At 69.8% G+C, this 14237-nt stretch carries 12 protein-coding genes; 5 read left to right on the forward strand and 7 right to left on the reverse strand.

Annotated features, from left to right (window positions below):
- Positions 1-74: 74 nt before the first annotated feature.
- From glpK to ACFYRU_RS19520, 5 genes are all read right to left on the reverse strand, one after another.
- Positions 75-1583: a glycerol kinase GlpK gene (glpK, locus tag ACFYRU_RS19500; RefSeq protein WP_387660605.1), complete on the reverse strand. Its 1509-nt coding sequence runs from the start codon at positions 1581-1583 to the stop codon at positions 75-77.
- 110 nt (positions 1584-1693) lie between these two features.
- Positions 1694-2452, reverse strand: a complete 759-nt coding sequence (locus ACFYRU_RS19505; protein ID WP_387660608.1) for an IclR family transcriptional regulator — start codon at positions 2450-2452, stop codon at positions 1694-1696.
- Between the two features lie 100 nt (positions 2453-2552).
- Complete coding sequence (locus ACFYRU_RS19510; RefSeq protein WP_387660611.1) at positions 2553-5075, reverse strand: ABC transporter permease; 2523 nt, start codon at positions 5073-5075, stop codon at positions 2553-2555.
- Entirely contained in the window at positions 5075-5830 is a 756-nt protein-coding gene (locus ACFYRU_RS19515) for an ABC transporter ATP-binding protein (protein ID WP_387660614.1), read from the reverse strand. The genes ACFYRU_RS19510 and ACFYRU_RS19515 overlap by 1 nt, the downstream gene beginning before the upstream one ends.
- 37 nt (positions 5831-5867) lie before the next feature.
- Positions 5868-6749, reverse strand: a complete 882-nt coding sequence (locus tag ACFYRU_RS19520) for a RecB family exonuclease (RefSeq protein ID WP_387660617.1) — start codon at positions 6747-6749, stop codon at positions 5868-5870.
- 110 nt (positions 6750-6859) lie between these two features.
- Between ACFYRU_RS19520 and ACFYRU_RS19525 the strand changes: the two genes are divergently transcribed.
- The 4 genes from ACFYRU_RS19525 (at position 6860) to ACFYRU_RS19540 (ending at position 11329) form a co-directional block, all read left to right on the forward strand.
- Positions 6860-8014, forward strand: a complete 1155-nt coding sequence (locus ACFYRU_RS19525; RefSeq protein WP_387660620.1) for a M50 family metallopeptidase — start codon at positions 6860-6862, stop codon at positions 8012-8014.
- Positions 8015-8054: 40 nt separating this feature from the next.
- Entirely contained in the window at positions 8055-9011 is a 957-nt protein-coding gene (locus tag ACFYRU_RS19530; protein ID WP_387660623.1) for a tRNA (adenine-N1)-methyltransferase, read from the forward strand.
- A gap of 69 nt (positions 9012-9080) precedes the next feature.
- Positions 9081-10826, forward strand: a complete 1746-nt coding sequence (gene arc, locus ACFYRU_RS19535) for a proteasome ATPase (RefSeq protein ID WP_387660625.1) — start codon at positions 9081-9083, stop codon at positions 10824-10826.
- Positions 10827-10963: 137 nt separating this feature from the next.
- Positions 10964-11329, forward strand: coding sequence for a hypothetical protein (locus ACFYRU_RS19540; protein ID WP_387660628.1), 366 nt, complete (start codon positions 10964-10966; stop codon positions 11327-11329).
- Here ACFYRU_RS19540 and ACFYRU_RS19545 read toward each other — a convergent pair.
- Both ACFYRU_RS19545 and ACFYRU_RS19550 read right to left on the reverse strand, forming a co-directional pair.
- Positions 11326-12198 carry a hypothetical protein gene (locus ACFYRU_RS19545; protein WP_387660630.1) on the reverse strand — a complete coding sequence of 291 codons (873 nt, stop codon included), beginning with the start codon at positions 12196-12198 and terminating at the stop codon, positions 11326-11328. The genes ACFYRU_RS19540 and ACFYRU_RS19545 overlap by 4 nt on opposite strands.
- Positions 12195-12815: an RNA polymerase sigma factor gene (locus tag ACFYRU_RS19550; RefSeq protein WP_387660633.1), complete on the reverse strand. Its 621-nt coding sequence runs from the start codon at positions 12813-12815 to the stop codon at positions 12195-12197. Before ACFYRU_RS19550 ends, ACFYRU_RS19545 begins: the two co-directional genes overlap by 4 nt.
- Before the next feature lie 133 nt (positions 12816-12948).
- Here ACFYRU_RS19550 and ACFYRU_RS19555 point away from each other — a divergent pair, with 133 nt between their 5' ends.
- A complete protein-coding gene (locus tag ACFYRU_RS19555) occupies positions 12949-14232 on the forward strand; it encodes a hypothetical protein (RefSeq protein ID WP_387660636.1) in 1284 nt (427 codons plus the stop codon).
- Positions 14233-14237 lie beyond the last annotated feature (5 nt).

Genomic DNA, 14237 nt, shown 5'->3' on the forward strand with positions numbered 1-14237 from the left:
CGGTACGAAGCTTCTGTGTCAAGCGTTTGACAGCCGGATCACGGCCGGCGCTCTTCGGCCGTCGCCGAAAGGGCTCAGAGCTCCTGGTCCTCGGGGCGGATCCAGTTGAAGGTGCGTTGGACGGCGGCCTGCCAGTTCGCGTACTCGGTGGCGCGGCGGGCCGGGTCCATGTGCGGCATCCACTGGCCGGCCCGGTGCCAGTTGCTGCGCAGGCCTTCCAGGTCGGGCCAGTACCCGACGGCGAGCCCGGCGGCGTACGCGGCACCGAGCGACACGGTCTCGGTCACCATCGGCCGGACCACCCGTACGTCCAGCAGGTCCGCGAGGAACTGCATCAGCAGGTTGTTGGCGGTCATCCCGCCGTCGACCTTCAACGCCGTCAGCGCGATGCCGGAGTCCGCGTTCATCGCGTCGACCACCTCGAGGGTCTGGAACCCGGTCGCCTCGAGCACCGCGCGCGCGAGGTGGCCCTTGGTGATGTAACCGGTCAGCCCGGCGATCACCCCGCGCGCCTCGCTCCGCCAGTGCGGCGCGAACAGCCCGGAGAAGGCCGGCACGATGTACGCGCCGCCGTTGTCCTCGACCGTCCGCGCGAGCGTCTCGATCTCGGCGGCGGTGTGGATCATCCCGAGCCCGTCGCGGAACCACTGCACCAGCGAACCGGTGACGGCCATCGAGCCTTCCAGCGCATACGACGCCGCGTGGTCGCCGATCCGGTACGCGACCGTGGTCAGCATCCCGTGCTTCGAGCGGACGATCTCCTGCCCGGTGTTCATCAACAGGAACGAGCCGGTGCCGTACGTGCACTTCGCCTCGCCCGGACTGAAGCACGTCTGCCCGAACAGCGCGGCCTGCTGATCCCCGAGCGCCGCACCGATCCGGACACCGGGCAGTACCTCGGTCGCGGTCGCGAAGACCCCTGACGACGGGCGGATCTCCGGCAGGATCGCCCGCGGTACGTCGAACGCGGCGAGCAGTTCGTCGTCCCATTCCAGCGTCTCGATGTTCATCAGCATCGTCCGGCTGGCGTTGGTGACGTCGGTGGCATGGGTCCGGCCGCCGGTGAAGTTCCAGATCAGCCAGGTCTCCATCGTGCCGAACAGGATCTCGCCGGCCTCGGCCCGCGCCCGCAGCCCGGGCGTGTGGTCGAGCATCCAGCGGATCCGCGGCGCCGAGAAGTACGTCGTCAGCGGCAGCCCGCACAGGTCCGCGAACCGGTCCGGGCCGTCGTTGCCCGCGAGTTCGGTGACGAGCCGGTCGGTGCGGGTGTCCTGCCAGACCACCGCGTGCCCGATCGGCCGGCCGGTCCGACGGTCCCAGAGCAGGCTGGTCTCCCGCTGGTTGGTGATGCCGATGGCAACGACCTGCGACGGCTCGGCGCCGATCTGCTTGATCGCCGCCGGTACGACCCGGGTGACGTTCCGCCAGATCTCCTCCGCGTCGTGCTCCACCCAGCCCGGCCGCGGGAACAGCTGCCGGTGCTCGCGCTGCGCGACCGACACCAACCGTCCCCGCCGGTCGAACAGGATGCACCGGCTCGAGTTCGTCCCCTGATCCACCGCGGCTACATACTGCTCAGCCATCAGTCCCCCTCACCTACGGACTCCCAGGCCATCACAATCCGCCCTACCACCGAGTGTGCAGCCGTAGCGGGCGGTCGTGCGGGCAATTGTGATGGCGTGGCGGTCCGCGGTCATCCGTCGTCCCGCAGGTCGCGGGCGATGGCGTCGGCGGTGGCGCGGACCATCGTCACCAGGTCCTCGCGGTGGCGCAGCCGGCTGTCGCAGATCCGCTCGATCCGGCCCGCGAGGCCGACCGCGCCGACGACCAGCCCGCCGAGGCCGCGGATCGGCGCCGCGATACTCGCCAGCTCCACCGTGTGCTCCTCGAACTCGGTCGCCCAGCCCCGCGCCCGGACCGTCGCCAGCTCCTCGCTCAACCGGTGCGGATCGGTGATCGTCCGGGTCGTGAACGCCTCCAGCCGTCGCGGCCGCGACGCACCACTCGTGTCGTACGCGAGCACCGCCTTCCCCAGCGCGGTCGCGTGCGGCGGGAGAGTCGTACCGACGTCGAGGTCCTGGTCGCTGTCGTCCGGCCGGAAGACGTGGTGCACCACCTCGACCTTCCCCTCCACCAGGCGCCCGACCCGCACCACCTCACCGCTGCGGGACGCCAGCGAGTCGGCCCAGTTGATCGCGCGGCTGCGCAGCTCGTTCGGATCCAGGTAGCTCTCGCCGAGCCGCCCGAAGGCGTCGCTCAGGTGGTAGTGCGCGCCGCTGCGGTCCTGTTCGACGAACCCGACCTGATGCAGCGTCCGCAGGATCCCGTGCACCGTCGGCTTCGCGAGTCCGAGTGCGTTCGCGAGGTCGGCGACCCCCAGCCCGTCAGGCGCGGCGGCGAGCAGTCGCAGCACCGCCGCGGCCCGCTCGATCGACTGCACGGTCCCCGGCACACCGGCAGGCTACCTGTGAATCACTGGTCTGGCTCCACCTCGCGGGTCCCTCACCCTGAGCTCGGTCGACCACGGCTCCCGGACCCGCGGCTCCCGGCGCTTATTCGGCGGCGATCGCGCGCAGCACGTCCAGCCGGGCCGCCCGCCGGGCCGGCCAGACCGCGGCGATCACGGCGAACACGACCGCGACCCCGACCGCCGCCGCGAGCTGCCCGACCGGAACCACCCGGACGCCGAGCGTGCTGTCCGCCAACGAGGCCTGGATCGCGACCCCGGACCCGACCCCGATCAGCAACCCCAGTAACGCACCCAGCAACGTGATCGCCACCGACTCGACCCGCAGCATCCGGCTCAACTGCTTGCGGTCCAGCCCGATCGCGCGCAGCAGCCCGATCTCCCGGGTGCGCTCGATCACGCCGAGCGCGAGCGTGTTCACGATCCCGAGCAGCGCGATCAGGATCGCCATCGTGAGCAGGAACCCGATCGCGGCCAGGGCGGCGTTGACCTGCTGCATCGAGCCGGCCGCGTACGCCTTCTGGTCGCGGACCTGCAACGACGGGTAGTCCTTGGCCAGCCGGTCCAGGAGCGCGGCCCGGACCGTCGCGATCTCCTTGCCTTGGGCAACGTCGACGTAGAGCAGGCTGTCGGCCGGCGCGCCGCCGAAGTGCTCGTACGCCGCCAGCGAGACGACGACCGCGTTCAGTTGCCGGTTCGGCGCGAGGATGCCGCCGACGGTCAGCCGGTGGACGCCGTTCGTGGTCTTCAGGTCGAAGGTCTTGCCGACGGTGAGCTTCAGCGTCGTGGCGAGGTTGCGGGGGAGGATCGCCTGACCGGTGGCCAGCACCGCGGCCGACCCGCGGTCGAACTTGGTCACGATCGGGCCGTCCAGGGTGCCGTCGCTGACGCCGCTGACCTTGACGTCGGTGTCGCCGACCTGGCCGGTCTGCTGCCGGACCCGGTGGACGGACTCGACCCCCGCGACGGTGGCCGCCTGGTCACCGACCTGGGTACTGAAGTTGGGCGTGCCTTCGTTGGTGACGACGAGGTCGGACGTACCGAGCGTCTCCAGCACGGCCTGGTTGATCGACGCCTTCGCGGACGCGCTGATCACCATCAGGCCGCAGATCAGCGAGACCGAGATCATCAGGGCGGACGCGGTGGCCGACGTACGGCGCGGGTTCCGCTCGGCGTTGCGGCGCCCCAGGGTGATCGGTGCCCGGCGTCCGAACGGGAACATCAGCACGCGCACGACGTACCGGCTGATCAGCGGGCTGAGCATCACCGTCGCGAGCACGGCGAGACCGGCCCCCAACGCGACCAGCGCCGCGCCGGGCAGGTCGCCGGCAGCCACTCCGATGCCGACGAGGAACGCGGTCATCAGCAGCATGAAGCAGCCGATCGACCCGCGGACCAGCAGCGAACGCTCCGGGACCTCGACGTCGTCGCGCATCGCGGCGATCGGCGGGAGCTTCCCGGCCCGGCGGGCGGCCGGCGCGGCGGCCGCGACCGTGACGCCGATGCCGATCAGGTAGCAAGCGATGACCGTGCTCGGGCTGACCACCAGCCCGGCGGACGGGATGCTCAGGTTGAACTTCTGGTACATCCAATGGACACCGGCCGCGACGCCGATCCCGATCAGCAGGCCGAAGGTCGAGCCGAGGAAGCCGATGACGACGCCCTCGGTCAGGATCGTCCGGGTGACCTGGGCCCGGGACGCGCCGATCGCCCGCAGCATCGCCAGCTCCTTGGCGCGCTGCGCGACGATCATCGCGAACGTGTTGACGATCAGGAACGTACCGACGAACAACGCCAGCCCGGCGAACAGCGCCAGCACCAGACTGAAGCTGCCGAAGGTCCGGTCGAGATCGCGTTTGCCGTCCGAAGACACCTGCTTCGCGGTCCGTACCTTGACCTGGTCCCCGAGCGCCTTGCCGATCGCCTGGGCGACGGTGTCCGGATCGGAGCCCGGCTTCAGGGCGACGGTGATCGACGTCCAGCCCGTCCTGCCGAGCAGCAGCCGCTGTGCGGTCGCACCGTCGAAGCTGACCAGTGGCGCACCGGCCGCGGGACCGGCCGCTGCCGGGGTCGTGATCGCGGTCAGGGTTGCGGTGACCGCCTGGCTCGGGGTGACGATCCGGACCTTGTCGCCGAGGCTGTAGCCGGCCCGCGAGGCGGTCGACTGGTCGAGCGCGAGCTGCTCCAGACCCCAGGGCGCGGTGCCGGCGAGCACCTTGAACGGGGCAGCCCCGATGACCCGCGGCCAGGAAGCGCCGAAGGTGGTCAGCCCGTAGTTCTCGACCTCCTTGCCGGCCGGATCCAGGATCTGTACGTCGCCCACCAGCAGTTGCGGTACGGCGTCGGCGACGCCCGGGACTGCGGCGATCTGGTCGGCGAGGCTGTTCTGGAAGGTCGCGGGGGTGTCGTCCGCGGCCGTGATCGGCGACGTCGGCGTGACCGTGACGTCGGCCGTACTGACCTCGAAGTTCTTCTTCAGGGCCGTCGACAACGAATCCGTGAACACCATCGCGCCGCTCGCGAACGCGACGCCGAGGGTGACGGCGACCGTACACAGGACGAAACGCAGCCGGTGCGCGAGCACCGACCGGAGGCCGAGCTTCAACATCAGCCGGCCAGCTCGGCGGCCGGGTCCAGCTGCTTCATCCGGTCCAGCACCGACTCCGCGGTCGGATCGGTCAGCTCGGACTGCAGCTCGCCGTCGGCCAGGAACAGCACACGGTCCGCGTACGACGCGGCGGTCGGGTCGTGGGTGACCATCACGACGGTCTGGCCGAACTCCCGGACCGAGCGATGCAGGAAGTCGAGGACGTCGGCGGAGGAGCGGGAGTCCAGGTTGCCGGTCGGCTCGTCCGCGAACACCACCTCCGGGCGGGACACCAGCGCGCGGGCGCAGGCGACGCGTTGCTGCTGACCGCCGGACAGCTGCGACGGCCGGTGCCGGAGCCGGTCGGACAGTCCGATCGCGTCGACGACCGTGGCCAGCCAGTCCGGGTCGGGTTTACGGCCGGCCAGGTCCAGGGGGAGCGTGATGTTCTCCAGCGCGGACAGTGTGGGGACCAGGTTGAACGCCTGGAAGACGAACCCGATCCGGTCGCGGCGCAGATGCGTCAGCTGCTTCTCGGGCAGCGTGGTCAGGTCGACGTCACCGAGTACGACCTTGCCGTCGGACGGCAGGTCCAGACCGGCGAGGCAGTGCAGCAACGTGGACTTGCCGGAGCCGGACGGGCCCATGATCGCGGTGAATCGTCCCCGGCCGAAGTCCGCGCTCACGCCGGCCAGCGCGTCGACCTGCGTCGAGCCCTTGCCGTACACCTTCCAGACCTCGACCGCCCGAACCGCGGCAACCTCGCCCACACTCATGCGACGAACCGTACCTACCGAGGGTTCCTTCCGATCCTCAGCCGTCGACCGAGATCAGATCGATGCCTGCGGACTCGGCGGCGACCTCCTCGACCGAACGAGTCGGCAGTGGCGGCGGGGTCCCGCCCCAGGCCGGGCAGATCGGCTTGTGGTCGCACCAGTCGCAGAGCGGGCCGGGGCTCGGTCGCCAGTCGCCGGAATCGAGCGCGCGGGTGATCGCGACCCAGAGCGCGGACACCTTCCGCTCGCAGGCGCGCAGGTCGGCCTCGTCCGGCACGTACCGGACGATCTCGCCGTTGCCCAGGTAGACCAGTTGGAGCATCGCCGGGACGACGCCGCGCAGCTTCCAGAGCACGAGCGCGTAGAACTTCATCTGGAACAGTGCCTTCGCCTCGAAGAACTCCGACGGCGAGCGGCCGGTCTTGTAGTCGACGACCCGGATCTCACCGGTCGGCGCGACGTCGAGGCGGTCGACATACCCGCGGAGCACGAGGCCGGAGTCCAACGCGGTCTCGACGTACAGCTCGCGCTCGGCGGGCTCGAGGGCGTTCGGGTCCTCGAGGGTGAAGTACTTGCCGAGGAGCTGGTGGGCCTCGGCGAGCCACTTGGCCAGCTCCTCGCCGCTCGCGTCCTCCGCGAACAGCTCGCCGACCTCGGGCTCCTCCTCGAGCAGGCGCTGCCACTGCGGCTCGAGCATCCCGGCGGCCTGCTCCAGCGTCCGCTGGCCGCGCGGCAGGTCGAACAACCGTTCCAGCACGGCATGGACGACCGTCCCGCGGACGGCCGCCGCCGACGGCTTCTCCGGCAGCCGGTCGACGACCCGGAACCGATACTTCAGCGGGCAGCTCATGAAGTCCGCGGCTCGGGACGGGGACAGCGCACCCCGCGGATGCGGATCGACCTCGACTGCAACGCTCATGCCCAAACCCTAGGCACAACCACCGACAGTTCGCGCGCACCCCACCCCGGCCTGTGGAAAACCGAGGGTGTGTAGCAGCCGGTTACCGTCGGCCCAGTAGCGTTGGCTTGATGGCTGACTCGCGAGACCCCGAGACTCCCGCTCCGCCGGCCGGTCCACCACCGCCCGGGACGTGGGTGCTCGGTCGTGTCCGCGGGATCCGGCTGACCATGCGGTTCACCTGGCTGCCGGTGGCGATGCTGCTGGCGCTCGGGTTCGCGACCGTCATCGGGCAGCAGTTCCCCGAGCTCGGCGGCTGGCGGTACGCGGCCGCCTTCGCGTTCGTGGTCGCGTTCACGGTGTCGATCCTGATCCACGAGCTCGCGCACGCGCTGATGGCGCTGCGGTTCGGGATCGGCGTCTCGGAGATCAACCTCGGCTTCTTCGCGGCCGGCACCCACATCGAGGGCGAGCGGAAGTCGCCGCTGGAGGAGTTCGCGGTCTCGGTGGTCGGCCCGATCGCGTCGCTGGTCGTCGGCGGGCTGGCGTACCTGGCCGCCCGCCCGATCGGCGAGGGCGTCGGGTACGTCGCGCTGCTGGAGCTCGGCATCGCGAACCTGATCGTCGGCGTCACGAACCTGCTGCCCGGCCTGCCGCTGGACGGTGGGTGGGTGTTGCGGGCGGTCGTCTGGAAGCTCACCGGCAACATGCACACGGGCACCGTGGTGGCCGCCTGGGCCGGCCGCGTGCTGGCGATCCTGGTGCTGGCGCTGCCGGTGCTCGCCGAGCAGATCTGGAACTGGCAGGCGTCGATCCTCGACTTCGTCATCGCGCTGCTGGTCGGGTTCTTCCTCTGGTCCGGCTCGACCGCGTCGCTGATGCAGGCCCGGCTGCGGCGCAAGTTGCCGGCCCTCCAGGTGCGGACGCTCGCGCGCCGCGCCATCGCCGTCCATTCCGGTACGCCGATCTCGGAGGCTGTCCGGATGGCCGGCCAGGCCCAGGCCGGGGCGGTCGTGGTGATCGACGGCGACGGCAAGCCGCACGCGCTGGTGTCGGAGTCCGCGGTCTCCGCCGTGGCCCCGAACCAGCGGCCGTGGACCACCGTGAGCGAGGTTTCCACCCGGATCGGCGCGGGCCACATCATCGGCGTCAACGACACCGGTGAGGAGATCCTCGCCACCTTGCGCGAACACCCGGCGAGCGAATACCTGGTCCTCGACCCAGCCGGCGGCGTCTACGGCGTACTGGCCACCGCGGATGTCGAACGGGCGTTCCGGGGCCGCTGATTACGGTGTTTCGGTGACCGAAAGTTAAGGTGAGCGCCTTATGGCTGACTTGCGTGACTTTCCCGACCAGGCGTTCTCCGGCGTCCACCACGGACCGCTGCAGGAGGGCGAGTGGATCACCCTGCAGGACTCCAAGGGCCGCCGGCACTCGGTGAAGCTCGAGCGCGGGAAGATCTTCCACACGACCAAGGGCGGGATCGAGCACGACGACCTGATCGACGGCCCGGACGCGGTCACGATCCGCTCCAAGGGCAACGTCGAGTACTTGGCGCTGCGCCCGCTGATGGCCGACTACTCGGTCTCGATGCCGCGCGGCGCGGCGGTGATCTACCCGAAGGACACCGCGCAGATCGTGACGATGGCCGACATCTTCCCGGGCGCGAAGGTGGTCGAGGCCGGCGCCGGCTCCGGCGCGCTGACGACCGCACTGCTGCGCGCGGTTGGGACCCACGGCCAGGTGATCTCGTTCGAACGGCGCGAAGATTTCGCCGAGGTTGCGCGGAAGAACGTGATCGGTTTCTTCGGCGGTGAGCACCCGGCGTGGCGGCTCGAGGTCGGCGACCTGGTCGAGAAGTTGAACGAACAGGATGTCGACCGCGTCGTACTGGACATGCTGGCGCCGTGGGAGTGCGTCGACGTCGTTGCCGAGGCACTGTCACCCGGCGGTGTGTTCTGCGCGTACGTGGCCACCACGACGCAGCTGAGCCGGGTCGTGGAGACGCTCAGGGCACACGGCGAGTTCACCGAGCCGCGCGCGTGGGAGTCGCTCGTGCGAGACTGGCACGTAGAGGGTCTCGCCGTTCGTCCGGGCCACCGGATGCAGGGGCACACGGCCTTCCTGGTTACTGCCCGACGAATGGCGCACGGGGTTCAGGCACCCCGGAAGAAGCGCCGTCCTGCGCCTGGTGCGTACGGTGACGACTACGTGGGGCCGCGCCGTGCCGAAACTTCCGACGACATGCCGACGGCAACAGGTTCATCCGCAACCGACACGTGATGGGATTCAGCTTGCCCAGCGAGGTTTTCTGGGTAAGGTCCATAGGGTCGAGCCCCACATGGTGAGGTGATGATCGTGGCTGGAGACGAGAGTCCTACCGCGGCAGAACTGCGTAACCAGGTCCGGTACCTGGAGGCCGAGGTCGCGGCGTTGCGACGTCGGCTGCTCGAGCACCCGGCAGACAGCCGGTCGCTCGAAAGCAGGCTGTCCGAAACACAGGCCTCCTTGGCGAGTGTCACCGCTCAGAACGAGCGGCTGGCCGACACGCTGCGGGAGGCGCGAGAGAAGATCATCGCCCTGAAGGAGGAGGTCGACCGGCTGGCGCAACCGCCCTCCGGATTCGGCACCTTCCTCGGACGGAACGAAGACGACACGCTCGACGTGTTCACCGGCGGCCGGAAACTCCGGGTCGCGGCGAGCCCGTCGGTGGACCTGGACGAGCTCAAGCTCGGCCAGGAACTGATGCTGAACGAAGCACTCAACGTGGTCGAGGCCTGCGCGTACGAGGTCGTCGGCGACGTGGTGATGCTCAAGGAACTGCTCGCCGACGGTGAGCGGGCGCTGGTGATCGCACAGGCCGACGAGGAACGGGTGGTGCGGCTCGCGTCGCCGCTGCTCGACACGCCGCTGCGGTCGGGTGACTCGCTGCTGCTGGAGCCCCGCTCCGGCTACGTCTACGAGAAGATCCCGAAGTCCGAGGTCGAGGAGCTGGTCCTCGAAGAGGTCCCGGACATCGACTACACCCAGATCGGTGGCCTGTCCGGCCAGATCGAGCAGATCCGGGACGCGGTCGAGCTGCCGTACCTGCACAAGGACCTGTTCCTGGAGCACGAGCTCAAGCCGCCGAAGGGTGTGCTGCTCTACGGCCCACCTGGCTGCGGCAAGACGCTGATCGCGAAGGCGGTGGCGAACTCGCTGGCCAAGAAGGTCGCCGAGCGCACCGGAGTCGCCGAGCAGAAGTCGTTCTTCCTGAACATCAAGGGTCCGGAGCTGCTGAACAAGTACGTCGGCGAGACCGAGCGGCACATCCGCCTGGTCTTCCAGCGGGCCCGGGAGAAGGCATCCGAGGGGATGCCGGTGATCGTGTTCTTCGACGAGATGGACTCGCTGTTCCGCACCCGCGGCTCCGGCGTCTCCTCCGACGTCGAGAACACCATCGTCCCGCAGCTGCTCAGCGAGATCGACGGTGTCGAGGGCCTGGAGAACGTCCTCGTGATCGGTGCCTCGAACCGTGAGGACATGATCGACCCGGCGATCCTGCGGCCCGGCCGGCTGGACGTGAAGATCAAGATCGAGCGCCCGGACGCCGAGGCGGCCCGGGACATCTTCTCGAAGTACCTGACCGCCGGACTGCCGCTGCACACCGACGACGTGAACGAGTTCGGTGGCGACAAGCAGGCCTGCGTGGACGGGATGATCCAGCGCACCGTCGAGCGGATGTACACGGAGGCCGACGAGAACCGGTTCCTCGAGGTGACGTACGCGAACGGTGACAAGGAGGTCCTGTACTTCAAGGACTTCAACTCGGGCGCGATGATCCAGAACATCGTCGACCGGGCGAAGAAGATGGCGATCAAGGCGTTCCTGGACGAGAACCAGAAGGGCCTGCGGGTGCAGCACCTGCTCCAGGCCTGCGTGGACGAGTTCAAGGAGAACGAGGACCTGCCGAACACCACCAACCCGGACGACTGGGCCCGCATCTCCGGCAAGAAGGGCGAACGGATCGTCTACATCCGGACGCTCATCTCCGGCAAGCAGGGCACCGAGCCGGGCCGGTCGATCGACACCGCGACCAACACCGGTCAGTACCTGTAAGCACCCGTACGGCGAAACGCCCCTGGACCAGTGGTCCAGGGGCGTTTCCGTGGGTGCAGGGGGTAGAGATAACCCCCGGTTCGATCGGGGGGTTTCCCCGATTGGTACGGGGGGACTGCGGGCCTAGCGTGCTGCTTATGGCGACGGACGATCTGCGTAAGGACCTGCGGGCCGCGGTGGCGGCGCGGCAGGAGCTCGGGCCGGAGTACGAGTCCGAGATCATCGACAGCTTCCTCGACAAGCTCGACCGGCGCGACGTGCAGCGCCGCGCCGGCCTTGCCGGGCCGTACGGCGAGCCGGCGCTACCGCAGCCGGCCCCGGTTCGGCGGCATCCGAGCCGGGAGACCGACCCCGGTGGGCTCGCCCTGGCGATCGTCTCGATCGTGGCCGCGATCCCGATCACCGCGATCGCGGCCAACCTGATGGGCAAGTTCGGCGTCCTGATCTGCTGGGCCGGCCTTGTCGGCATCAACTACGCCCGCGCCATGGCCCGCCGCCGTTAGCGCACCGGTACCTGCACTCCGCGGACATCGAAGGCACGGACCTCGGTCTTCAGCCGCTGACCGACCGTGAACTTCCCGTTCGCCTGTACCTCGATGTAGGCGAAGCCGTCCTGCACGACGCCGGCCGTCCACGGGCCGGTCTTCCCGTTCAGCACGTACCGCGCCTCGACCTTCGCGACGCTCGCGTGTGTCCGGTAGAGCCGCCAGGCCTGCAGAGTGCTGAGGCTGTTCGTGAAGTCGCCGTCCGACCCGCCGAGCGCGACCATGCCGTTGCGAGCGGTCGGCTCGGCCCGCCACGTCTTGTCCTCGATCCGCCCGACCGTTGACAGCGCGTTGATCTCGCGGGTCTGCGGGGTGCGCTCCAGGCAGTACCGGTAGCCGAGCTTGAAGGTCGAGGCTGCCGCGCCCGACCCCGGCTTGGCAGTACCCCCACGGTTCGGCCCGGACAGGGAGGAGGTGGCTCCGGTGTAACGCGCGACGCCGACCAGCGCCGCGCTGTCCTTGGTGATGCCGCGGACGCGCCGGGTCCAGACGACTTGGGGGAGGCCTACCTCGCCGGGGAACTGGCAGGCGGCGGTGACCTTGCCCAGGTAGCCCCTCGGTAACATGCCGAGATCGACTGTGACCTTGGCCTCGGGCGAGGCGGCCGTCGTACCGGCCGGGGCGGTGTCGTCGGGTGGCTTGTGGGTGACGACCAGCGTGCCGGCGACCACTGCTCCGACGGCGGCGACGCCGACCACCGGGGCGGCCCAGCGCCGGACCGAGTGCCGCGCGGCTGGTCGGGTCCGGTCCATCAGCTGGTTGCGCATCCGGGCCCGCTCGGCGGCGCTCAACGGTGGAACGCGCGGCGGTTCGAGATCGGTGTTCATGACAACTCCTCGGTGAGGGCGACCCGGGTGAGCAGGTCGGGGAAACGCTGACGGGTGCGGTGCAGCCGGGCCTTGACGGTCCCGACGGGTACGCCGAGGGCTTCGGCCGCCTCGGCCGTGGTGAGTCCGGACCAGACGACGAGCTCGAGCGTCTCGCGTTCGTGCCGGGGGAGTTTCGCGACGGCGCGCCGGATCGCCGACATCCGGAGTTCGTCGTCGAGGCGGCGGGCGACGTCCGGCGCGTGGTCCGCACCGGGTGCGGGGCCGGGCAGCCGGTCGACCAGGTTCCGCAGCCGGTTCGCCGCCCGGACCAGCGTCCGGCACTCGTTGCCGGCTACCACCAGCAGCCAGCCGCGAGCGGACGGCGCGGTCAGCGGGCCGGGTGGATTACGTTCGAACCGCCGCCACGTGCTCAGGAAGGTCGCCTGGACCACGTCGTCGGCGGTGCTCCAGGAGGCGGTCCGCCGGAACGCGAACGCGCGCACGTCGTCGGCGTACCGGTCGAACAACTCGCCGAGCGCGAAGTGGTCACCGGTGCGCAATCGTTCCCACAGGTCCTGGTCCGAGCCGTCGATCGGACCCGGGCCGGTCGCTGAACCGGCGGCTGCGGATCCCATCGACGGCTCCGTATCGTCAGTCAGGATGATGTTCACATCTGCTAATGACCGCTCAACGGTCAAATGGTTGCATCAGATCTGTGCCGATGTGTGCACCCTCGCTCTCGTACCGTAAAGGGATCGAGGGAGGGGTGTGAACGTGGCGGAGGCAGCCGATGCACCGCTGACCCGCGCGGAGTTGGTGGCTTTCGTCCGGACGCGTGCGCAGCGGGCCGAGACCGGTGATCGCCGAGTCGCGCTCAGAGCTGTCCTGAGTGAGCTGAGGCGGCCGGACTACGCCCGGTTGCCAGGGCAGCAGGCGATCGACCTGCTGGTCCAGAACCAGTGGAAGCTCGAGGCGCAGAAGACCCCGCGCCAGCTGATCGCTCTCAACGAAGCGGTCACCCAGCTGATGGAGCTCCCGGACAGCCCGGCGAGCGTCCGCGCGTACATCGCAGCGAACGCACCTCTGCAGGCGGACGGGCGGGCCGAGTCCTCGCAGCCGGCGGCCGATCCCCGGTCCGAGAGCGCGCGGGCGCTGGCCGACGAGGTCTCCCGGAGTGCCGCCGGTTCGGTCGTCGTGCACACGAGCCAGGTTCGGGGAACGACCGTGCGCTATCGGTCGGGATCCGTCCAGGCACCACGCAGCGGCCTCTACAACTTCGGCGACGGCATCGCGCAACCGGCCAGTGAGACCTCGCGGGAGGTGCGCGACGCGTGGCGGGCCGCCGGCCGGGGCATGTACGAGGGCGTGGCGTTCGTCCCGGCGACGGAGCAGCTCTACCGGACGGAGCAGTACGTGGCCAGGCGCCGCGTGTTCGGGCAGGACGAGCTCGGCACGAGAAACGTACGGGACGGCACGCGGCCGATGATGGTCGACGGTCCGCAGGGCTCCGAACCAGGCGTGCACTTCGGGTACGCGTTCGACCCGAACCAGCGCGGCGGACGGCCCGGCGAAGAGCTCCCGATGTACGGCGACACTGCCTCGCCCCGCCGCGGGAACATGCTGATGGTCCAGGCTGTCCTGCCCGGGTCGGTGGCCGATCGGCTCCACGAGGCGATCGAGCAGGATCCAACCCTGGCGCGTGTCGTCGCCGAACGGCTCGTGCTCCGGAACGGCGGACTCGACCCGGCCGCGTGGGAGGGCCGAGGTGATGAGCGCCCGATGCGGCCGCCGTGGGCGCACGTGCCGGCCTCCGAGCCGATTCACCTGGTGACCCAGGGCTCCACTGGCGCGCCCGTGATCCGCACGCTGCATCAGTCGGAGAGCATCGAACGGCTGGCCGACCAGGTGGAGCAGTTCACCGGCAGCGGCCAAGCTCGTCAGGCGTCAACCGGGCAGCGGTCCACCGACGGTTCGAGGGAGTATCAGCCGGGTCAGGGGTGGTCGAACGCCGGTTCGCATCACGACAGCCGGTCCGGCGGGCGCGCTCAGTAGGGTTG

Origin of the sequence: Kribbella sp. NPDC004536 (genome assembly GCF_042873835.1) — a bacterium.
Classification (GTDB): Bacteria; Actinomycetota; Actinomycetes; order Propionibacteriales; family Kribbellaceae; genus Kribbella.